The 21,700-nt window shown below is 43.4% G+C and carries 16 protein-coding genes and 1 riboswitch; of the genes, 5 read left to right on the top strand and 11 right to left on the bottom strand.

Annotation, left to right across the window (positions count from 1 at the left end; genetic code table 11):
• Nucleotides 1-54 precede the first annotated feature (54 nt).
• Nucleotides 55-1,845: a substrate-binding domain-containing protein gene (locus tag H8706_RS07090; RefSeq protein WP_262432068.1), complete on the top strand. Its 1,791-nt coding sequence runs from the start codon at nucleotides 55-57 to the stop codon at nucleotides 1,843-1,845.
• Nucleotides 1,846-1,872: 27 nt separating this feature from the next.
• Nucleotides 1,873-2,712: a YitT family protein gene (locus H8706_RS07085; RefSeq protein ID WP_262432067.1), complete on the top strand. Its 840-nt coding sequence runs from the start codon at nucleotides 1,873-1,875 to the stop codon at nucleotides 2,710-2,712.
• A 71-nt stretch (nucleotides 2,713-2,783) separates the two neighbouring features.
• Here H8706_RS07085 and H8706_RS07080 read toward each other — a convergent pair whose 3' ends face one another.
• From H8706_RS07080 to kduI, 6 genes are all read right to left on the bottom strand, one after another.
• Nucleotides 2,784-3,848, bottom strand: coding sequence for an S-layer homology domain-containing protein (locus H8706_RS07080; RefSeq protein ID WP_262432066.1), 1,065 nt, complete (start codon nucleotides 3,846-3,848; stop codon nucleotides 2,784-2,786).
• A gap of 94 nt (nucleotides 3,849-3,942) precedes the next feature.
• Nucleotides 3,943-6,810, bottom strand: a complete 2,868-nt coding sequence (locus H8706_RS07075; protein WP_262432065.1) for an S-layer homology domain-containing protein — start codon at nucleotides 6,808-6,810, stop codon at nucleotides 3,943-3,945.
• A gap of 14 nt (nucleotides 6,811-6,824) precedes the next feature.
• Complete coding sequence (locus tag H8706_RS07070; RefSeq protein ID WP_262432064.1) at nucleotides 6,825-7,511, bottom strand: hypothetical protein; 687 nt, start codon at nucleotides 7,509-7,511, stop codon at nucleotides 6,825-6,827.
• 204 nt (nucleotides 7,512-7,715) lie between these two features.
• Nucleotides 7,716-9,149 (bottom strand): alanine/glycine:cation symporter family protein, encoded by a 1,434-nt coding sequence (locus H8706_RS07065; protein ID WP_262432063.1) that lies wholly within the window; start codon nucleotides 9,147-9,149, stop codon nucleotides 7,716-7,718.
• Between the two features lie 75 nt (nucleotides 9,150-9,224).
• Nucleotides 9,225-9,326, bottom strand: a riboswitch (glycine riboswitch).
• Between the two features lie 188 nt (nucleotides 9,327-9,514).
• Nucleotides 9,515-10,303 (bottom strand): gluconate 5-dehydrogenase, encoded by a 789-nt coding sequence (locus H8706_RS07060; RefSeq protein WP_178347069.1) that lies wholly within the window; start codon nucleotides 10,301-10,303, stop codon nucleotides 9,515-9,517.
• Nucleotides 10,304-10,327: 24 nt separating this feature from the next.
• The gene (gene kduI, locus H8706_RS07055; RefSeq protein WP_178347089.1) at nucleotides 10,328-11,158 is read right to left on the bottom strand and encodes a 5-dehydro-4-deoxy-D-glucuronate isomerase; all 831 of its coding nucleotides are present in this window, start codon (nucleotides 11,156-11,158) and stop codon (nucleotides 10,328-10,330) included.
• 927 nt (nucleotides 11,159-12,085) lie between these two features.
• Between kduI and H8706_RS07050 the strand changes: the two genes are divergently transcribed.
• Nucleotides 12,086-12,952 carry a helix-turn-helix domain-containing protein gene (locus H8706_RS07050; RefSeq protein ID WP_262432062.1) on the top strand — a complete coding sequence of 289 codons (867 nt, stop codon included), beginning with the start codon at nucleotides 12,086-12,088 and terminating at the stop codon, nucleotides 12,950-12,952.
• 9 nt (nucleotides 12,953-12,961) lie between these two features.
• Here H8706_RS07050 and H8706_RS07045 read toward each other — a convergent pair whose 3' ends face one another.
• Nucleotides 12,962-13,744: a putative ABC transporter permease gene (locus H8706_RS07045; protein WP_262432061.1), complete on the bottom strand. Its 783-nt coding sequence runs from the start codon at nucleotides 13,742-13,744 to the stop codon at nucleotides 12,962-12,964.
• Nucleotides 13,745-13,868: 124 nt separating this feature from the next.
• On the opposite strand from H8706_RS07045, the gene H8706_RS07040 reads away from it, so the two are divergent.
• Together H8706_RS07040 and H8706_RS07035 are read left to right on the top strand one after the other, a co-directional pair.
• Nucleotides 13,869-14,834, top strand: a complete 966-nt coding sequence (locus H8706_RS07040) for an AraC family transcriptional regulator (RefSeq protein WP_316636691.1) — start codon at nucleotides 13,869-13,871, stop codon at nucleotides 14,832-14,834.
• Nucleotides 14,835-14,946: 112 nt separating this feature from the next.
• Complete coding sequence (locus H8706_RS07035) at nucleotides 14,947-16,185, top strand: L-rhamnose isomerase (RefSeq protein ID WP_178347072.1); 1,239 nt, start codon at nucleotides 14,947-14,949, stop codon at nucleotides 16,183-16,185.
• A gap of 70 nt (nucleotides 16,186-16,255) precedes the next feature.
• Here H8706_RS07035 and H8706_RS07030 read toward each other — a convergent pair whose 3' ends face one another.
• From H8706_RS07030 to H8706_RS07015, 4 genes are all read right to left on the bottom strand, one after another.
• A complete protein-coding gene (locus H8706_RS07030) occupies nucleotides 16,256-17,692 on the bottom strand; it encodes an APC family permease (RefSeq protein ID WP_262432060.1) in 1,437 nt (478 codons plus the stop codon).
• 192 nt (nucleotides 17,693-17,884) lie between these two features.
• Nucleotides 17,885-19,324 (bottom strand): TrkH family potassium uptake protein, encoded by a 1,440-nt coding sequence (locus H8706_RS07025; RefSeq protein ID WP_178347074.1) that lies wholly within the window; start codon nucleotides 19,322-19,324, stop codon nucleotides 17,885-17,887.
• A 12-nt stretch (nucleotides 19,325-19,336) separates the two neighbouring features.
• Entirely contained in the window at nucleotides 19,337-20,695 is a 1,359-nt protein-coding gene (gene trkA / locus H8706_RS07020; RefSeq protein WP_262432059.1) for a Trk system potassium transporter TrkA, read from the bottom strand.
• 109 nt (nucleotides 20,696-20,804) lie between these two features.
• The gene (locus H8706_RS07015; protein WP_178347076.1) at nucleotides 20,805-21,617 is read right to left on the bottom strand and encodes an AraC family transcriptional regulator; all 813 of its coding nucleotides are present in this window, start codon (nucleotides 21,615-21,617) and stop codon (nucleotides 20,805-20,807) included.
• Nucleotides 21,618-21,700 lie beyond the last annotated feature (83 nt).

The following is a 21,700-nucleotide window of genomic DNA, read 5'->3' as shown; positions in this document are numbered from 1 at the left end:
TTTATATGCTATGATATTAGAACAAAATATATAGTTTTGGGAGAGGGGATTTTTATGAAAAGAACAAAAAGAATTTTATCGTTTGTGCTTATGCTTTCGGTACTGTTTACGTGCTTTGCGTGCTATGCCGAAACGGAAAACACGGACAACGGCGGTATGTTCACAGTTGTGAGCGTCGACTATCCCGGGGGCGAAGAACTTTTCGGCAAAAGCTATGAAAAATATTCACGTCTTTGCGCGCGTTTTTCGGACGACAAAACACCTATTCCGCTGTCGATGTATTATGACGGCAAAATGTTCGCAACCGTTCCGAAATTCGATGCAAACAGAGTGATTGAAGTATTTATCGGTGACGAAGCAGTGTTTACCGACTACAACGACGAACATTCGTTTGATTTTTATTATATGAAAAAGCTTTCAATCAGCGGTGTTGTAAACGGCGACAACGAGGGCAAAGCAAATCCGTTAAGCGAAATCACGCGCGCCGAGGCAACTGCTATGGTTATGAGATTTTTGGGACTTCCGGCGGTTGACGGTGCAGAAAGCAAGTTTGACGACGTTAAAAAAGACGACTGGTTCTGTGATGTTGTTGCGTCGGCAAACAAATACGGAATTGTAAACGGCGACTCCGAAACAAAGTTTTCACCCGAAAGGAGTATTTCGCGTGAAGAGTTTGTTGCAATCGCGGCAAGAGCAACATATCTTGCAGGATTGAGAAGCGAAGATAAAAGCGTTACAAAAGAAAATTTTGCAGACTACAGAAGTGTTGTTGCGGAGGATTTAGACAAGGTTTCGGATTGGGCAATCCCTGCATATCACACATTGGGATATAATGTTCCGGTTGATTATGAGGACGGCACCGAGCTTGACGCGGAGGGTGTGCCGATAAGCATTATGTTTTACAGACCGTCGCAGAATATAACACGTTTTGAAGTGTCGGTGGTGCTTGCCCGCATTCAGGAAAATTATCAGGTTTATCCGTCAAGCCTTGCGGTGCAGTACGGCTTTGACAAAGAAATGCCGACAATCGACGGTTCTACATCTACATATCCGTTTACCGAGGCGGTTTATCAAAACCTTTTCTCGAACGGTTATATGCACCCGCAGATGCCTCAAAAACATTCAAAGAGCCACGCGTCTTACGAAAGACTTATAAACGGCGATGTTGATATGATTTTTGCGTCGGTTTACCCTGCAAGCGACGTTCTTGAACTTGCAAAAGAAAACGGCGTTGAAATTGAGCTTGTGCCCATTGCATACGACGCTATGGTTTTCTTTACAAACATTGAAAACAGCGCGGAAAACCTTACAAGCGAGCAGATTACAAATATTTATGTTGACAACAAATATACAAACTGGAACGAAATAGGCGGTCCCGACGCGCTTTTGTATCCCTACTGCCGTAACAACGACAGCGGAAGCCACGCGCAGATGGAAAGACATTTCCTGAACGGCAAGGAAATCAACGAGAAAATAAGAAACGAAACAACGTCTGTTTCTATGTCAAATGTACTTACCGACGTTCAGGGCGCGATTACAACCGACCCTGCCGGATATGCGCTCGGCTACAGCATTTACTACTATTTTAACAATATGGATATGTTCTATGACACGTCGAAAACGCTCAAACTTTTGGCGATTGACGGTGTATATCCGACCGACGAAACCATTGCGGACGGAACATATCCGCTTTCAAACAATACGTACATTGCATACATCAAAGGCTCGAAAGGCGAGGAAAGGGCTAAAAAAATGGCTGACTTTATGCTCACCGATGCAGGTCAGATGTGCGTTAAATACGCAGGCTTCGGCACATTAAGACCGATTGACGAAGATGTAGATTAAAGTTTTAGTAAATCAAGGTGAAGAAATTTGAAGAAAAATACCAAAAGTTTAGTTTTAACATTTATAGGGTGCATTTTGGCGGGCTATGCCGTCAGCTGTATTCTTTTGCCGAATAAAATTGTAAACGGCGGTGTGTCGGGTTTATCGACGGTGCTTTATTATGCGTTCGGATTTCCGGCGGCGCTCTCAAACGCCGTGCTCAACGTCGTTTTACTGCTTTTCGGTTTCAGGGTTCTAGGCGGAAAATTTGTGCTTAAGACCGTTTACGGTGCAGGCATATTTTCGATATTTATACAGCTTTGCTCGTATCTTCCGCCTCTTACCGGTAATCCCATTCTTGCCGTCATTTTCGGCGGTATACTTTACGGGTTCGGTATAGGTCTTGCGCTCACGTCGGGCGCAACAACCGGCGGTACCGATATTGCAGGCAGACTTATTCAGTACAAATTTCCGTATCTTCCCATAGGCAAGCTTTTGCTTTTGTGCGACGGCTGTGTGATTGTAATATCACTTTTGGTATTCAGGCAGATTGACCTGTGTTTATACGGTGTTATTACGGTGTTTGTTTCGACTTTCTCGGTTGACTATTTTATCCGAAAGCTAAACATTTCGAAGCTTGCGTTCGTCATAACCGACAAGGGCGGCGAAATATCGCAAAAGCTTATTTCTACCTCACCGCGCGGTGTAACGGCGGTTGACGTTGTAGGGGCATACACGGGTGACAACAAAAAAATGCTTGTATGCGCGCTCAAAGAAAATGAGATTACGGCTTTTCAGGACAAAATTATAAAAATCGACCCCGACGCGTTTATAATTTTTTCGGAGTCACAGCAGATTGTCGGAAACGGATTTTTTGTTTACAGATAAAGCTTATAGATTTAAGGCAGAAAAAGACCTCATCATTTAAATGATGAGGTCTTTTAAATTTTAGTTTTAACTTAATTTTCCGATATAAAATAGTCGTTTAAAATGTTTACCGTCTGCGTGTCAAGCTCACGCACAAGCTTTGCTTTAAGCTCAGAAAATGCGTCCTCGCCCATTTCGCTTTTGTAAGAACGCGCCTTGTCGATATAATCTTTATACGTCGTTTTAACGTATTCACGTGTGATTTCCGTGCCTTTTTCACCGCTCTCGATTGCAAGGTTAACCGCCGTTTTAATCTCGGTTATAACCTTATTTTCGTCTGCGGTAAAGCGGATATTTCCAAGCTGGCTTATGAGTGATTTTAATGTGTCAACAATCTGCTCGTTCGTGTAATCGGGTTTGGTGTCGTCATTTTTACCTCCTGAATTACTTCCTGAATTACCGCCCGAATTGCCTTTGTTTCCTCCGCCCGACGAACCGCCTGTGTTACCGCCTGTTGACGGGATTACGGGGGTTGTCGGCTCTGTCGGCGTTACGGGAGTATCCGCAACAAATTTTGCAAGCACGAGCGAAACCTCGGCGCGCGTTATATTCTGCGTTGCGCGGAATGTGTTGTTCGCCTCGAGAGGCATAAGATAATTTGACACGATTTTGTAAACGTCGTCTTTTGCCCAGTCGGATATTTCATCTGTAATCTGCTTGTCAAACGGAAGCTCAAACGGCTTTGCGGTGCGGTTTAAAATGGCGCAGAACTGCTCGCGCGACAAATAGTCGTCACCGCGGAAAGTCGAGTCCTCAAAACCTTTTATATAGCCTGCCTTTTTCGCTGTGAGAACATAGTCGTAATACCAGTCGTTTTGCGAAACGTCCGTAAATGTGTTTTGGTCTTTTTCGGTGTAGCCGAACACCATATTTACGATTTTGCAAAGTTCCGCACGGGTGATGGGATTGTTCGGACGAAACGTCAAATCACCGTAGCCGAGAATGATTTTTGCGGTGAAAAGCTTGTTTACCGCGTCGCACAAGGTTGTGTTTGGCGCAATATCGGTAAAATACGAATCTGCCGCAAGAACGGGCGGAAACGCGAATAATGACACGATAAACGCCGTTAAAATGATAAATGATGTAAATTTTTTCATAAAAATTCCTTTCCCGGTGTGCATTATGAGAGAAAATATCCCATAATGTCACACAGGCGGACGGAAAAGATTTCCGTCCGCCCGTTGATGTTTTTTAGTATCTTACTTCGCTTCTTTTGAATGTAAATTTAAGTGCACCGAAGTTAATTGTATATGTGTCCGCAGTGTCGGAACCTGCCTCAAAGCTGAACATTTCATCGGTTGTGTAATCGTACATATCGCACAGGTTTGTAAGATATGCAAATCTTCTGTTAACCATTTCAGCCGTTACACCGCTGAATGCCGAACCGAAAAATCTGTTTCCGAGGCTGTTTGCCAAGTCGAGGTAGGAGATGATGTGATTGGGCATAATCTCGGCAAACGCTTCGTACTGCGCTCTTGTGATTGTGCCGTTGTCAACAGCGTCCATAAAGTCGGCGTCTGCATAGTCCAAGAGAACAACCGCTTCTTTGAGAATTTCGTAATATTCGTCTGCGGATTTAAGACTGTAACCCGACAAAACTTTTTCTGTTTCTTCCGATTTTGTGCCGTTCAAAAGGTTTTCGGGAGAGATAAGTTCCATAAGTTTTTTGTAGTTTTCGCTTACGTTCCAAACCTTGTTTGCGGTGTTTTCGTATTTGTCGATAAGACTGTCATACATAGGAATTATAACCGCCGAAACGGGATTTATACTCAAAGTAATTTTGCAGTCTACCGTGCCTGTGCCGGCGAGTATAATAGTTTGGAGCTGTGCGAGTGTTGCAACCTTTGCGCTCCAGAAAATGTCTTCCTGATCTTCAAGCGAGAGGTACTGTTTGTAGTTTGCCGGAACTTTGTCGGAAACATCTTTGTATTCGAGTTTGTTTACCTTTTCACTCAAAGCTTTGATAACAGGTATTCTTTCGGGTGTTGCGGTGATTGCCGAAGTTGTAGACATTTCATCGATAATAGCGTTTACAAATTCGTCCGCATCAGCGCCGTCGGGAACGTTGCTATGCATAAGTTCTCTTAAAAAGTCTTCGCCGAAGATCTGTGTATATGTCAGCGTGCTCTTATATTTCAAAATGTTTTTGGCATCGTCCAAAAGGCCGTTTGCTTTAAGCTTGTCGAGATATTTGTTTTTAATATCATCAAATGCTGTAAGTTCGATAAAGCTTTTGTTTCGGAAGATAAAGTCCTTAACCGTGTCGGCATAGCGCATATCGGAGTTGTATTCTACCGATGCTGTGCCGTTTTTGCCGAGCGTTGTGTCGATTACGTTAAGCGAAACGAGCGCCCACGCAGGATACAAAGTAACATCTGCGTTTGCAACGGTGTCAAGAGTGTATTTAACATCAGCTACTTTGTCATACCAATAGTCCTGCGCAATTTTGTGGAGATACGATTTGCCGTCCCATACGGAATACGGAGCTTCCCAGTAACCGTCAAAATAAACCTCAGGCATTGCTTTTATCGAATCCGAAATTTTTGTGCCTTTCTTAACCGCGATTTTGGCAACAATATTGCCGTCGTCGTCAAATGTAATAAGACAACCCTCTGTAAATACGGGAGTAAGAGTGATATGATCGGTTACTTTTACTTCGTCTGTAGGATAGATTTTCTCGCCCGTTTCCGAGTTGAGCCAGTAGTCAACCGCGTAAATTATTCCGCCTTCTTCTTTTCTCACGTTTGCGGGAAGTTTAAGGGTTTCGCCGTAAAGCGCCTCGTAGCTGTCTGTTTTTTCGCCGTCGAATACAACGCCGTCGGGATAGTCAAAGGTTACAACCTTTGCTTCAAGGTCGTAGCAGAGCTGTAAAACCAGCGAACCGTCCGATACAACCGTGCCCGAAACCTTACTTTTTGAGGTGTTGAGCGTGTAGCCTGTGTATTTAGGCGTATCGGCGCTTACCTGTGCGCCTACGATACCCGAAAATTCGTCTGTCGATGCGAGTTTGTATGTTTTATCAAGATTTTGCATATAGCGTTCAACCGTGTATGCTGCGCTCTTTTTGCTCGAAGATGACGACGAACCGGTGTTTGTCGAAACAGAGAATGTACCCTCTTTATATTTTGCCGCGGTGTTTTCAACAATGTGGTCAAATACACCTTCTGTGCGGAAGTTGTCAAAATATACAACATTGTTGAGGTTGTTTACAACAAGTGCGCCCTCAACCGTTGTACCGTTAAGACGAACGTAGCTTGCGCCCCTTACGAGCAAACGTCCGTTTATTGCAACGTTTGTGAGAATAACCTGTGTTTCGTTTGCACCGTCGCCGATAACCAAATCGCCGTTAATTACAACGTTTGTAAGGCTGACCGCTTCGGTGTTAATCATAACGTTTCCGTCAAGTGTGAGTCCCGATCTGAAACCGCCTGTTGAGAAATATGTTTTAAACATATTGTGCATCATTTGAGCAAACTCTGCTCTTGTTATGTAGTCGAGCGGTTTGATTTCGCCCATTTCGTTGCCGTTTACATATCCGTTTGCAGTCATAGCGGTCAAATAGGGGAGCGCCCAGTCCGCAATGTCGGATTTGTCGGTGAATTTATCGAGAATGGAGTAATCGTAGTTTGAAATTACCATTGCACGCGCAATAACCGTGAACGCTTCCTGTCTTGTTATGCACGCGTCAGGTGCCATTTCGGTATCCGAAATGCCGTTGAATGTCTGCATTCTTACTGCTTTGCCCATTTCGGTGTAAAACCAGTCCGAGGGAGAAACGTCCTCATACTGCGAAATGGGAGCGGTTTTATCCGCACCGAACGCGCGGTTGATAATTGCCGCCATTTCGGCTCTTGTCAAAAATCCGTACGGAACAATTTCATTATTGTTTCTTCCGAAAATAAGACCGTTGTCAACCGCGGCTTTCATAGCCTCTGCCGACCAGTCGGTCGGGAAATCGGCAAAATCGCTTGCCTTTGCCGCAAAAACATTTGCCGTAAACATTGTAAAAACAACGGCAAGTACCGTTATAAGCGACACTGTTTTCTTAAAAAGTTTCATCAGAACCCCTCCGTTTATTTAACATACATATTTATATAATATGCTTTTTTTAACTGTTTTTCGTTGTTGTATGCCGTTTGAATTGACGACACAAGCGACATATCACGTCCTGCCGCCGAAAGTATTGATTTAAGCTCGGAAATTACGGCATTTACGTTTGCATCGCACGACGATTCAAGACTTGCCGCCATACCGAGCGCTTTTTTGCCGAGCGCTTCTTTTGACGCGGTTGTGTGCTTATCTTTCGGCAATGCTTTGTATTCTGCGATTATTGACGAACGAAGTCCCTCCAGCGCTGAAGTGTACTGTGCTTTCAATACGTACATCTTCGCAATCTGCTGTGATATTTTTTCGTCGGTTTCGTCTTTTTTTGCACCTTTTGCACTGCCTGTGCTCTGCCCTTTGCCGTCTTTTTTGCCGAGAACTATATCAATAGCCTCCTGCTCGGTAAGTGCACCGCTTTCAAGCTCTTTCTTCTGCTCCTCGTCAAGCTCGGCAATTTCGCCGGCGTTGTATTCCTTTAATGCGTCCTCGATAATTTTGTCATTATCGTCCATAAGCGCCGAAATTTCGTCGGGCGACGAATATTTCATACCGAGGTAAAACGCCTTGATATTGTCGCGCTGCCATATTGCCGCGGCGGAAATTCCGACAAGCAGAATAAGTATGATTATTAGCGTGATTTTTAACGGTTTTTTCATATCTCACCTCAAAACATTACAACATATGTACACCTATAATAATTATATAACGTTTCGTTATTAAAGTCAAGAAAATTTTAACATATAGATACGTTAAAATTTGATTACAAAAACTGCATTTGCATATTCAAAATATCAGGCGCAGTAATAACAAAAAAAAGCCTTGGCTGAAACCAAGACTTTTTTGTTTGGAGATGTTTAGATTTATTCTTTTATACTTCCGCTGTTAATTCTTGCAATATACGATTTTGTTTCCGCGGCAACAACGCCGTTCAATGCGAACAGTGCCACAAGGTTCGGGAACGCCATAAGTCCGTTAACAATGTCAGCAAGCGTCCAAACAAAATCAACTTTGAGGTAGGGACCTACAAACACTGCCAATATATACAAAATTCTGTAAAACAATATAATTCCTTTTTTGTTGCCCACAAGATACTGCAAGCATTTTTCGGAATAATAATCCCAGCCGAGAATTGTTGTAAACGCGAAGAACACCAAGCTTATCATAAGCAAAAATGCGCTTGCTGTTGAGTTGAACGGAAGTCCTTCGCTGAATGCCATTGTTGTGACCTCGACACCCTTCAGTGTTCCGTCCATAGCAGGCTGATATGCGCCTGTAAGCACGATTGCAAGACCTGTTATTGTGCAGATGATGATTGTATCGAAGAAAGTACCTGTCATACAAACAAGACCCTGACGTACGGGTTCTTTTGTTTTTGCCGCGGCTGCCGCGATAGGAGCGGAACCGATACCCGATTCGTTCGAGAAGATACCGCGTGCAATACCGCTTTGCATAGCGCTTTTAATTGTGATGCCGGCCGCCGCGCCGAATACCGCTTTGGGGCAGAAAGCGCTTTTAACGATAAGTACAACCGCTGCGGGAATTTTTGTGATGTTGAAAACAATAAGCAAAATACCGCATACAAAGTATATAACCGCCATAAACGGAACGATAACCTGCGAAACGTTTGAAATTCTCTTGATACCGCCGATTATAACAAGCGCCGCAAAGAGTGTTACAAGCACACCTGCGATAACCGTGGGCCAAGCATAAGCATCTTTGCCGAGTGTGAACGCAACCATTGCACGGTTGGGGTCAAAGAAATTCTGCACCGCGGTAGCAATACCGTTAATCTGCGTCATAGTTCCTATGCCGAGAATACCAACCAGCATACCGAATATTGCAAAGAGTTTTGCAAGCCATTTCCAGTTCGCGCCCATACCTTTTTCTATGTAATAGAAAGGTCCGCCGAGCACTTTGCCATCCGAGTCGATTTCGCGGTATTTAACGGCGAGAAGTCCCTCGGCATATTTCGTAGCCATACCCAAAAGTGCCATAAATTCCATCCAGAAAAGAGCACCGGGGCCGCCGCCTGCGATAGCGGTTGCAACACCTACGATGTTACCCGTTCCGATTGTTGCGGAAAGTGCGGTGCAGAGCGCGCCGAAACTTGAAACGTCGCCTTTGCCGTCATCTTCGTTTTTAAACATATACTTAAGCGCCCTGGGAAGGTGAAAAACCTGCACAAGACCTGTTCTGACAGTGAGAATAATACCGACCGCCATAATAAGCACGATAAGCGGAATACCCCAGACGTATCCGTCTACTGCGCTCAAAAAATCATTTAATGCGTCCATTTACAGACCTCCTTATAAAATAAAAAAAGCTGCCGACCCAAACGGCAACTTCAAAGAAAGGTATATAAAAATACACATTGTATCTTCGTCCTTTTGCCTGAGAGTTTCGGCATACGTTCAAATATATGCCTTGCCCCTTCGGCACTCAATCAAATGAGCTTCTCCGAAGTTCCCTACGTTCCCGGTCATCCCTGAAACATCTGCGGGTCATATCAAATTTAACCACCATATGATAACATACTTTTTTTACTGTGTCAACATATTTTGACAAAAAAATGCAAAAAGCGCCGAAAAACAGTTCCTTGATAAGACATAATTGCCTCAAAAACACATTTTTCGGCGCTCTTTTAAAAAATAGGGGATAATTATTTGGGCTGTTTGCCGATATACGCGAGAATACCGCCGTCAACATAGAGAATGTGACCGTTTACGGCATTTGACGCGTCCGACGCCAGAAATACTGCGGGACCTGCAAGTTCGTCCGCTTCAAGCCATCTTCCGGCAGGCGTTTTCGAGCAGATAAACGTGTCGAACGGGTGGCGCGAACCGTCGGGCTGTTTTTCCCGGAGCGGCGCGGTTTGCGGTGTTGCAATGTATCCCGGGCCTATGCCGTTGCACTGAATGTTGTATTCGCCGTATTCTGAGCAAATGTTTCGTGTGAGCATTTTAAGTCCGCCCTTTGCCGCGGCATATGCCGAAACGGTTTCGCGTCCGAGCTCCGACATCATAGAGCAGATATTTATAATTTTTCCGTGTCCTTTTTTAATCATCGACGGGATTACCGCTTTCGATACGATAAACGGCGCGTTGAGGTCGACGTCGATGACCTTTCTGAAATCCTCGGCGCTCATTTCGCACATAGGAATTCTTTTTATAATTCCTGCGTTGTTCACAAGAATGTCAATAACGCCGACTTCCTTTTCAATCTGCGCAACAGTTTTGTTAACCGCGTCCTCGTCGGTAACATCGCAAACATAGCCTTTTGCGTCAATTCCGTCCGCTTTATACGACGCAAGACCTTTTTCCACAAGCTCGGCGTTTATGTCGTTGAACACGATTTTTGCGCCGGCGCCTGCCATACCTTTTGCGATTGCGTAGCCTATCCCGTAGCTTGCGCCCGTGATGAACGCAACTTTTCCGTCCAGTCTGAACATATACTTTTTCTCTCCTTTAAAATTTTATCTCAAATCTCTTGTTTCAATGCCGTCCATATCGGTAAATTCCTGATTTTCACCGCACATCGCCCAAATGAACGAGTAATTTCTTGTGCCGACGCCCGAATGAATTGACCAGCTCGGCGAAATAACCGCTTCTTCGTTGTGCATAATGATGTGGCGCGTTTCGTTAGGTTCGCCCATCATATGGAATACTGCGTCGTTTTCGCCCATATCGAGATAGAGATAAACCTCCATACGTCTGTCGTGGGTGTGCGACGGCATAGTGTTCCAGTTTGAACCCTCCTCAAGCTGTGTAAGTCCCATAGCAAGCTGGCACGACTGCATAACTTCGGGGTGTATGTACTGGTTTATAACTCTCTTGTTGCAGTCCGCCGCCGAACCGCACGGCACTTTTTTCGCTTTTGTTATGTCAATTTTAACTGTGGGATATTCTTTGTGAGCAGGGCAGGACGAAACGTAGAATTTCGGCGGATTTTCGGGTTCAACACATTTGAAAACAATCTCTTTGTTGCCCTTGCCGATGTAAATTCCGTCACGCGGATTCATTTCGTACTCCGTGCCGTCAACAACGATAATGCCTTTTCCGCCGATGTTTATACAGCCCATTTCGCGCCTTTCAAGGAAATAGTCGCTTGCAAGTTCTTTTCCGCCCTCAAGCCTTAATTCGTGGTAAATAGGCATAAGTCCCGCGGTGATAATTCTGTCGATATGGCTGTAAACCATTCTGATGTTATCCTTTGTGAAAAGTTTCGAAATGTGAAATTCCTCTCTCAATCTGTCGGTTGTGTAGTGTTTTACGTCTTTGGGGTTTGACGCGCATCTGATTTCCATTTTAGATAAATCCTCCTTAATATATTTTCCGTACACCTCAATCTGCGACAGCGCCGCCCACGAGAACGGATACACCGCCTGTTTGAAGTTTGTAAGGTGTATTGATTTTGTCTTTTTTCTTTCGTCAAAAACAAGCTCCTGACCTTCGGCGGTTTCGCAAAATTCCGCCGTAAACGTTTCACCGCCGTCAAGCTTTACGTCAATGCTTTTCCAGTATGTGTCGTGCGGAAAGTCCGCGCGGAGGAAAAACACAATTTTTTCAATTTCAGCATCTGTGCCGAAATCGAGATAAAATTCCAAATCCTCCCTTGCGCCTGCCGCCCAGGAATGATACGGAAAATTGCCATGGCTTTCGTTTTCGCACACGCCGTCGATTGCGTTGCGCTCGAAAAAACACGGCTCATTGCGTGTTACCAGATTTGCGTGCGCGTGCGGATATACACCTTTCATACCGCTTAAATCGTGGGAGTTGAGCGCGATATTGCGTTCTGCATAAATTTCGTCCTCCGACGGCTCGCGGACTGATATTTTGTGAGTTTCGCCGGAAAAAGCGTTCTTGTCGTAGCCGACCTTTAAACGTCCGTACGGAACGGTAAATTCCATAATCTTGTTCGGTACAAAAACAATGCTTTCACAAAGTGTTTTGTCAAGCTTAACCGCCAGATATTCGCAGTCTTTAAGATGTATAACGATTTTGTCGCCCTCATGGTATGCACTGTTAAATTCCGCGTCGATTTTTTCGCCTTTTTCGCTGAATTTAACTTCGCCCGACTTATTTATAATTTTAAGCTCAATAATGATAAACACCTCCGTTTTTTCATTTTCAATTATATTTTATCACTTATTTTTTGCAATTTCTTTGTAAATTTTATTCTTTTTATTGCAAATCTTTTTGTATTGTGATAAAATAAACGGCAGGTGATAAGTATGAATATAATTTTTAACAAATGCAGTGAGGCGATAAAATATTCGCTTGAAACAAACGGGTACGGAATTTTTTATTCCACGGTCGGCGTTGAGGAAAGCACAATACATATCCACGAGTGTTGTGAGGTGCTTTTGTGCCTCGGCGGAGGAGGTTGTTTTCTTATAGACAATCGCGTTTACGAGGTCAACGACGGCGATATTTTCATAATAAACCAGTTTGAACCGCACAAAATCACGTTTACCGACAAGACGCATTTTGAGCGCTATGTTTTTCAAATCCATCCGCATTATATTTATAACAATTCCACCGATTTAACTGATTTGTCCGCTTGTTTTTACACGCGCGACTCCGTATCGGGCAACCGCATTTCGCTTGACGAAAACGGGCTTTTGTATGTGAAAAGCCTTATAGAACGGCTAAAATGCAAGCATAATTTCGGCGGCGAGATAATCAAAAACGGGATAATAAACGAATTTCTGATATTTTTAAACGAAAAATTCGCACAAAAAAATCCCGGTGCGAAAGACACCGAGATTGTGACAAATCAAACAAATAAAATTATAATAAACACCGTGAAATACATAAACAAGCACTATGCCGAAGAAATCACACTTGCCGATATTGCCGGATATTCCTTTGTTTCGGTAAGTTATCTCTGCACGCTTTTCAAAAAAACTTTCGGAACGACAATTATAAAATATATCACGTCGAAAAGAATTTCCGAGGCGAAAAAGCTTTTGAAATCGGGCAAAAGCATATCGGACACCGCGGCGGATTGCGGTTTTAACGATTACGCTAATTTTATGCGTACGTTTAAAAAAGCCGTCGGCGTGTCGCCAAAAAAATATACCGATAAAAAGGAATGAAAACAATACTTATCTTTTTACATCTCTGTTTATAAGTCTGCGTTTTTTAAATGTCTGAATGTCTGTATGCAGACGGTTTAATGCGTCCTCATATCTTATGGATTTAAGTTTGGGGAAGCCTTTTATCATACGTCTGTGCTGACCGTTAAGGCGCAGAAGAAACATTTCGTATGCGCTGTTGAGCTTGAGCGACGTATGCTCGGCACGGAATTTTTCAAACTCCGCCGCGGCATCTTCTTTCTTCTTGCCGAGATATTCCGAAAATTCTTTAAGACGTGCGTTAAAGCTCGTAAAGCCGGAAACGGTAACAATGCAGTCGGTTGTGAAAATTGCAAAAAGCACACCTGACGCTATGCCTAAAATCAGGCGCGGTGCATTGTTTGTATGCCTTAAAACAAAGGGGTGGATAAACAAAATCAGCATTACCGACAAAAAGCCGAAAACCAGCGCGCCGAGCAGACACACTCTGCCTTTTATGTTAAATTTCGAGCTTGAATAATCCCACCAGCGCGCGTGGAAAATTTCCTCCATCGCATATGATGTGACATATTCAAGCGAGCAGGTGAGAAGCGCGCTCGCAAAAAACAGGATAAACGGATTTGTTATCTTTCCCAGAATAAGCATATCCAAAATCGCGCCGGCGCCGTAAATAGGGCAGTACGGCCCGTTTAAAAATCCGCGGTTTACAAATTTTCTGCTTGTAACCGAGCAGAGAATACTTTCGTAAACCCAGCCGACAACGGCGTACAGAATGAACCATAAAAAATATTTTTCCAGCGTATAAAAAAACATTTTCACACCCCTTTAAAAATTTTCTTTCCATATATTATATACCAAATTGTTAAAATCTTCAACATTTTTTTGATTTTATTTTACATTTTTAAAAAAATGTGATATTATAATTTTGGTGAAAATTATGATAAACGAAAAAATCTTAAAACGTCTGATTCCGATAACCGGCGAGGAACGGGCAATTTTAAACGGTGAAAAAATTGATAAAAACCTTTATATGAACGGCAATGCGAGCGTTATAAGCAGTAAAAAGCTTATGGAGGAGGGCAAGCTTATAACGGTGCGTCCGCACACGCGTTTTGTGCATTTCCCGAAACATTCGCACGATTTTATTGAGGTAATTTATATGTGCAAGGGCGAAACGACGCACATTGTCAACGGCAAAAAAATCGTACTGCGCGAGGGCGAACTGTTGTTTTTGGGACAAAACGCGAGTCAGGAGATTTTACCTGCGTCCGAGGACGATATTGCGGTGAATTTCATAATTCTGCCCGATTTTTTCGATCTTCCGCTTGCAATTTTGGGAAATGAGGACACTCCTCTGCGTCAATTTATAATCGAACATTTAAAAAGCAACGGCGAAAAATCAAGCTTTCTGCATTTTGAAGTGTCGGACGTTCTGCCCGTGCAAAATCTTGTTGAAAATCTTATCTGGACGCTGATAAACAAAACGCCGAACGTCAGGAAAATCAACCGCCGGACAATGGGACTTTTGTTTCTGCACCTTTTAAATCACACAGACAGGCTCATTGAACACGGACACAGCGACGGGGATATTATAAAGGTGCTTGCGTATGTTGAAGAAAACTATCAAAACGGCTCTCTTGCTGAGCTTGCCGAGAATTTGCACTACGATTTTTACTGGCTTTCAAAAGAGATAAAATCGCGCACAGGCAAGACGTACACTGAAATTCTTCAGCAAAAAAGACTCTCGCAGGCGTGCTTTCTTTTGGAAACAACCGACCTTAACGTTTCGGATATTTCAAACCGCGTAGGTTACAGCAACATCAGCTATTTTCACAGAATTTTCAATCGGAATTTTAACGTTTCTCCGAAAAAATACCGCGAAATCCACGGCGGAAGAAAGTAAAATATTTTTGTGCAAATAAGGACACTTTTTAACACAAAAAGCGTCCTTTATTTTTTTGCGCGCAAATGATATTATTATAGTGTAAATTTGTATTTTTAAGGAGGACACGAAAATGAATAGATTTGACACCGCGGCTGAAATTTACAAAAATTACGGCATTGACGCGCAAAAGGCGATAGACACGCTTAAAAACGTAACCGTGTCTATGCACTGCTGGCAGGGCGACGATGTTGTGGGTTTTGACACAAAGGAAAGCCTTTCGGGCGGTATTCAGACAACGGGAAACTATCCGGGCAAAGCGCGCACTTTTGACGAGCTTACGGCGGATATTGACAAGGCGATGAGCCTTATTCCGGGCAAAAAGAAGCTTAATCTTCACGCTTGCTATGCGGTTTTTGAGGACGGCGAATTTGCCGACAGAAATGAACTTAAACCCAAACATTTTGAAAAATGGGTGAAGTTTGCGAAAGAAAGAAATATGGGTATTGATTTTAACCCCACGTTTTTCTCGCACGCTATGGTAAAAGATAACCTCACGCTTTCGTCGCCCGACGAAAATGTGCGCAAATTCTGGGTTGAGCACGGCAAAAGATGCGTTGAAATTTCGCAGTATTTCGCTGAAGAAACAGGCGTTCCGTGCGTTATGAACATCTGGATTCCCGACGGATACAAAGACATTCCGGCAGACCGTTTTTCGCCCCGTGCACGTTTCAAAGCGTCGCTTGACGAAATTTTGTCGGTGCCGTATGACAAAACAAAAGTTTATATCACGCTCGAGTCAAAGGTTTTCGGCATAGGAATGGAGTCGTACACCGTGGGTTCGGCGGAATTTTGCTTAAATTACGTCAACAAAAACGGCATTACACCGCTTATGGACAACGGTCACTATCACCCCACAGAGGTTGTGTCGGACAAGATTTCGGCTATGCTTTTGTTCAACGAAAAAATCGCGCTCCACATCACGCGCGGTGTGCGCTGGGACAGTGACCACGTTGTTTTGTTTGACGACGAAACGAAAGAAATCGCAAAAGAGATTGTTGCCGCAGACGCGCTCGATAAGGTATTTATCGCAACCGACTATTTCGACGCGTCAATCAATCGAATTTCTGCTTGGGTAACAGGAATGAGAAATGTTCAGAAAGCACTTTTGTATGCACTTTTGACACCTCACAAAATGCTTAAAGAACTTCAGGACAGCGGAGATTTGACCGCGCTTATGGTTAAAAACGAGGAGCTTAAAACACTTCCGTTCGGCGATGTTTGGGAAAAATATCTTGCCGACGAAAATGTTAATTCCGATTACCTTTCGGAAATTAAAAAATACGAAAAGGACGTTTTGTCAAAGAGATAAAACTGTTTTTAAATCACAAAAAAACGCACCCGAAAACTTATAATTTCGGGTGCGTAAATTTTTTGGTTTTTTAGTTTTCTTTCGGGTTCATTACCGCTTTGCCCCAGAGCATTATAACCGCGAACACGATAAGGTAGAACGCAACGCCCCATTTATGAGCATAAACTGCCGCAAACACCATAAATATCGAGCCGATAATTGCGAAAATCGGCATAACAATGCGCTTGAACGGTGAAAATTCCTTGAATTTCATCATCTTGAAGAAAATCGGAATATACATTGCATAAAGTGTAACAATCGGAATTTCGGATGAGTCGAAACCGAACCAGTTTACCGAAATTGTGTTTGTTTCAGCGTTAAGCGTGCCGATAAGTTTTATAAATCCGTTTGCAGATGACGCGTCGTAATTTGCAACAAAGAGCGACGCAAGATTTGCCGCAAAGAAGTAGAAAAGCCACGCCGCGCAAAGCAAAAGTCCGACGATTGCCGAGTTTGTGGGCATATTTGTTGTCGGGTCAAGTTCCGAGAAAACTTTCGGTTTCGGACCTTCGTTTCTTGCCGCAAGAGAGTAAATTCCTCTTGTGCAGCCGAGCATAAGACCGTTAAGCGTGCCAAGACACGAAATTGCGATAAACACTTTTAAAATCGTGCCCAATACCGAACCGAAAATGTTTGTAAACGCTGTTGTTGCGCCGTCGTTTCGGAGCGTTTCAACCGTTGCACCGCCGGCAACGCCGATATAATAAGCAATGTAAACGCACATTACAATAGCGGTTCCGAGTGTCAGTGCGCGCGGAAGATTTTTCTTCGCGTCCTTAAGTTCAGCGTTTATTGCCGTTGCAACAATCCAGCCTTCATATGCAAATGCCGTCGCAACCACCGAACCGAAAAGTATGTCGGTGTTGCCGCCTTTTGCAGTGGCAAAATTCTGTATCAAAAGCGCCTGCGATGCGCCGTCGGGCTTTACGGTAAGTCCGTAAATTGTGCCGGCAACCGCCATAAGAGTGAGCGGAATAAGCTTGATTACCGTTGCCGAAACCTGGAATTTTCCTGCGATAATAGGCGAGAGTGCGTTCATTGCGTAAATTGCGCAAAGATAAAGTCCCGCAAGCGCAAGGCAGGTTCCCGATGTCGGTTCCATCATTCCGAAAACCTCAAGAGTGTATCTTGCCGAAAGCCACGCAAGCACCGAAGTTATACACGGATAATAAATCATTGTCATAAACCAGCCGGTCATATATGCGTATTTTTTACCGCACGCCGCCTCGGCATAGTCTACAAGACCGTTAACTTTCTCGTATTTTGTAGCCATTGTTGCAAAACAGTAGGCGCACACAATCATAACTGCACCGCCGATAAGCCAGGCGAGAATACCGAGAGGCATATCGCCGTCGGTGGCGTTTAAAATGTTCTGTGCTTTAAAGAAAACACCGCTTCCGACAACAATGCCGACAACCATAGCAATAGCCGTCAAAAGCCCGTATTTTTTCGTTAGTTTTTTCTCCATTTTTCAAATACCTTTCCTATTTTTCTAATTCACAACGTTACTATGATAATACATATTTATTGAATTGTCAATAAAATATCGGTAATATAAAGAATTATTGTAAAATTGTTACATATTTTTGCCGATTTTTTGCACAAAAAACACCGCCCTTCGCTTGGTTTTTTATAAAGCGCATTTTCGGGCGGTTGTTTATTATTTTTTCCAGGTGCTTGTCGAAAACAGTACCAAAATCGGGAATATTTCAAGTCTGCCGATAAGCATATCAAATATTAAAACCGTGGTTGAAAGGGGCGAGTATATCGAAAAATTGCACGCGGGACCGACCTTTGCAAGTCCCGGACCTATGTTGCTGATTGCCGAAACAACTGCCGTGAAGTTGGTTGTAAAATCAAAATTGTCAATGCTGATTATCAAAACCGACAAAAACGCGATAACCATATACGACGCGAAATAAACATTCACCGCGCGCATTGTTTCGTGTTCGACAAAGCGTCCGTTCATTTTAACTTTTACTGCACTTCTCGGATGCGCCGCAATTTTTATTTCTTTAACAATGCTCTTGAGCAAAAGCATAATGCGCGATACTTTCATACCTCCGCCCGTGCTTCCTGCGCACGCACCGCAAAGCATCAAAATCACAATGAGCGTTTTTGAAAATGCGGGCCATTTGTCAAAATCGACGGTGGAGTATCCCGTTGTCGTGATGATTGAGCCGACCTGAAACGCACTGTGTTTTATCGCTTCGCCGAACGATTGGAACATCGGTGCAACGTTAACCGTGATAAGCGTTACCGAAACGATAATAATTGCGAGATACGCCCTCGGTTCTTCCAGTTTGAACGCGTCTTTGAATTTTCGCATCATAATAAGGTAGTAAAACGAAAAATCGACGCCGAAAATTATCATAAATACCGTTATTACAATCTGCTGATACGACGTGTAATTTGCAAGTCCCGAATTAAGAATTGCAAATCCGCCCGTTCCTGCCGTGCCGAACGAGAGGGTGAGGGCAGAGAACAAATCCATTTTTCCGGCGAGGAGAAAAACAATCTCCGAAACCGTGAAAAAGATATATATAAGATACAATATTTTTGCGGTGGATTTTACCTTCGGTGCAAGCTTGCTGACGTTCGGACCGGGGCTTTCCGCTTTCATCAAAAATATGTTGTCGCTGCCCGATAACTGCACAATAGCCATCAAAAACACGAGTACGCCCATACCTCCTATCCAGTGCGTGAAACTGCGCCAGAAAATAAGCGATTTCGGCAATGCCTCAACGTCGGTCAAAATGGACGCGCCGGTGGTGGTAAATCCCGAAACCGTTTCAAAAACCGCGTCCGCAAAATCTTTTATATATCCCGAAAACACAAACGGAAACGCGCCGAAAATACTCATAACAATCCAGCTTAACGCCACCGTTACAAATCCCTCTTTTGCATACATTGCCTTGTTTTTTGGTGCCTTATACGATAAAAGCGCGCCGACGGCAAATGCAATTCCTATGCAGGTGAGGATCACATAAAAGCACTGTTCTTCGTCATAGCACACCGCGCAGATGAGCGGAAGAAGCATACACAGCGCCTCTATTTTTAAAACCCAGCCTAATGTGTAGCCGATAATTTTGTAATTCATATGATAATTCCTCTATTTCAAAATGTCGCTTACGTCTTTAAAGCCCGACTTAAGCGTTACCACAATTACCGTATCGCCCGGCATAATAACGTCTTTACCGCGCGGAATGATGATTTTTCCACCGCGGTTTATGCACGCGATAAGAAGATTGTCTTTAAGCTTTAACGAATCTATCGAAATTCCCGAAATGGGCGAACCGTCTTTTATGCGGAATTCCAGTGCCTCGGCTTTGTTGTCGAGAATAAAATGCATCGTTTCAATCTGACTGCCGAGCGAATTTTTCTTTGCGCGCACAAAGCGGACGATGTATTCCGCCGTGATGTTTTTCGGATAAATTGTCGTTCCGAGGTCGAGCGAGTTGATAACCCTATCATACGCAATGCGGTTGATTTTCGTTACAACCTTGCCGTTGGTTTTGGTTTTTGCATAAAGCGACAAAAGAACGTTTTCCTCGTCGATGTTTGTGAGTGAAACAACCGATTCAGCACTTTCCAAGCCCTCCTCAATGAGAAGTCTGTTGTCGGTGCCGTCACCGCAGATTACTGTAGCTTTGGGAAGAAGCTTTAAAAGCTCGTCGCACCTGTTTGGATTTTGCTCCACTATTTTTACGTTAATTCCCGTTTCTATGAGAAGATACGCAAGGTAATACGCCGTGCCGCCGCCGCCTATAATAAGCGTGTCTTTCACGCGGTTGGTTTTTATGCCGATTTTTTTGAAAAACTGCGTTCCTTCCTGAATTGACGAAACAATGCTTATAAGGTCACCGCTTTTAAGTTCAAAATTACCGCCGGGAATGAACACTTCGGACGCTCTTTCAACACCGCATACAAGAACGTCGCAGTTTAGCTTTGCCACAATGTCCATAACCTTCATACCGTCGAGAGGTGACTGTTCGGGCACTTTGAATTTCAAAATTTCAACTCTGCCTTTTGCAAAGGTGTCAATCTGGATAGCGGTGGGAAAACGCAGTATTCTTGCAATTTCGCTTGCCGCCGCGCGTTCGGGATTTATTGCCATAGCAAGACCCAAATCGTCTTTCATAAGGTTTACAACCTTGTGATATTCGGGACGTCTTACGCGCGCAATGCTTCGGCAGTTGCCGAGCTTTTTCGCCATAAGGCTTGCCAAGAGGTTGAGTTCGTCCGAACCCGTAACCGCAATAAGCAGGTCGGCGGTTTCAATGCCTGCCTCTTTGAGCACGTCAACGTCCGCGCCGTCGCCTACAACGCCCATAATGTCAAAATGGTTTATAATATCGTTCACAACGTCATACCGACGGTCGATAAGCGTAATATTGTGACCGTTTTCCTCGTTCAAGAGCTCGGCAATTTTCTGTCCTGCCTTGCCGCAGCCCAATACGATAATATTCATTTTTTTCTCCTTAAATAATCAAACTAAATATCTGTATTATATTATCAGTTATTACCAATCCGACAAAGATTATATCACTACAGCATATTAAAGTCAAGCAAAATAATAATTATCGGCGCAGGCGGTGTTTTCTGTATTGTGCAGGCGTGAGATTTGTTATGCTTTTAAAGGTTTTGCAAAAGTATGATTTATCGTAAAAACCCAAAAAATACGCGATTTCGTCAACCGTGATTTCACTGCTTTTCAAAAGCTCTTTCGCTTTTGCTATTTTTAAACGGTTGATGTATCTTACGGGGCTTTCGCCGGTCGTTTCTTTAAATATTCTGCGGAATGACGTTTCGCTTACCGCGCACATTTTCGCAAGCTCGCCGACGGTTATCGGCTGGTTGAAATTGTCCTCGATATACTTAATTCCCTCCCAAACCGCACTGCCGTTTTCCTCGGTGCGCTTTTCCGCAATCTGCGAAAGAATGGCATAAAACTCGCTTTTTGTACTCAAAACTCTGTTTTTAAAATAGAGTGAAACAATATTTTCAAACATTTCCTCAAGCGTTCCGTCCGTGTCGGAATAAATATGCTCGATACCGTCCGAAAACGCAGTTTCGTTTCCTTTTGTGTCGGTGAGGTTGAAATTTATAAGATACGCACTCTTTAAAATTTTATCGTCGTTTTCATTTATATTGTTAAAATATACCTCGTAGTTTATACCTTTCGGAATATACATAATATCGCCTTGTTTAAAACTCTTCTTTTCACCGCCGGGCATAACATATTCGCAGTCGCCGCCGGCAAGATAATAAATGCCGTGGTCGGGCCGTTTTTGCTTTAAATAGCTCCAAGATGAGTGGTTTTTCCATATCTGCGACATACAGACAATTTTGTCCGCGCAAAAAATTCCTTTTTTCATATCGGTAAAATTCAATGTTTTCACCCCTTTAATATAACATATCACATTTGGTCGAAAAATACAACAATATTTTTGAAATATACATTGTTTTATTGTGA

The sequence above is a fragment of the Qingrenia yutianensis genome (genome assembly GCF_014385105.1).
Lineage (GTDB): Bacteria > Bacillota > Clostridia > UMGS1810 > UMGS1810 > Qingrenia > Qingrenia yutianensis.
This window is presented reverse-complemented; position numbering and strand designations above follow the sequence as displayed.

Coding starts and splice junctions, on each gene's coding strand:
- H8706_RS07025 (WP_178347074.1), bottom strand. CDS start 19,324: ATGAATTACAAAATTATCGGCTACACATTAGGCTGGGTTTTAAAAATA.
- H8706_RS07065 (WP_262432063.1), bottom strand. CDS start 9,149: ATGGACGCATTAAATGATTTTTTGAGCGCAGTAGACGGATACGTCTGG.
- H8706_RS07075 (WP_262432065.1), bottom strand. CDS start 6,810: ATGAAACTTTTTAAGAAAACAGTGTCGCTTATAACGGTACTTGCCGTT.
- trkA (WP_262432059.1), bottom strand. CDS start 20,695: ATGAATATTATCGTATTGGGCTGCGGCAAGGCAGGACAGAAAATTGCC.
- H8706_RS07060 (WP_178347069.1), bottom strand. CDS start 10,303: ATGTTCAGACTGGACGGAAAAGTTGCGTTCATCACGGGCGCAAGCTAC.
- H8706_RS07035 (WP_178347072.1), top strand. CDS start 14,947: ATGAATAGATTTGACACCGCGGCTGAAATTTACAAAAATTACGGCATT.
- H8706_RS07045 (WP_262432061.1), bottom strand. CDS start 13,744: ATGTTTTTTTATACGCTGGAAAAATATTTTTTATGGTTCATTCTGTAC.
- kduI (WP_178347089.1), bottom strand. CDS start 11,158: ATGGAAATCAGATGCGCGTCAAACCCCAAAGACGTAAAACACTACACA.
- H8706_RS07070 (WP_262432064.1), bottom strand. CDS start 7,511: ATGAAAAAACCGTTAAAAATCACGCTAATAATCATACTTATTCTGCTT.
- H8706_RS07080 (WP_262432066.1), bottom strand. CDS start 3,848: ATGAAAAAATTTACATCATTTATCATTTTAACGGCGTTTATCGTGTCA.
- H8706_RS07050 (WP_262432062.1), top strand. CDS start 12,086: ATGAATATAATTTTTAACAAATGCAGTGAGGCGATAAAATATTCGCTT.
- H8706_RS07030 (WP_262432060.1), bottom strand. CDS start 17,692: ATGGAGAAAAAACTAACGAAAAAATACGGGCTTTTGACGGCTATTGCT.
- H8706_RS07040 (WP_316636691.1), top strand. CDS start 13,869: ATGATAAACGAAAAAATCTTAAAACGTCTGATTCCGATAACCGGCGAG.
- H8706_RS07090 (WP_262432068.1), top strand. CDS start 55: ATGAAAAGAACAAAAAGAATTTTATCGTTTGTGCTTATGCTTTCGGTA.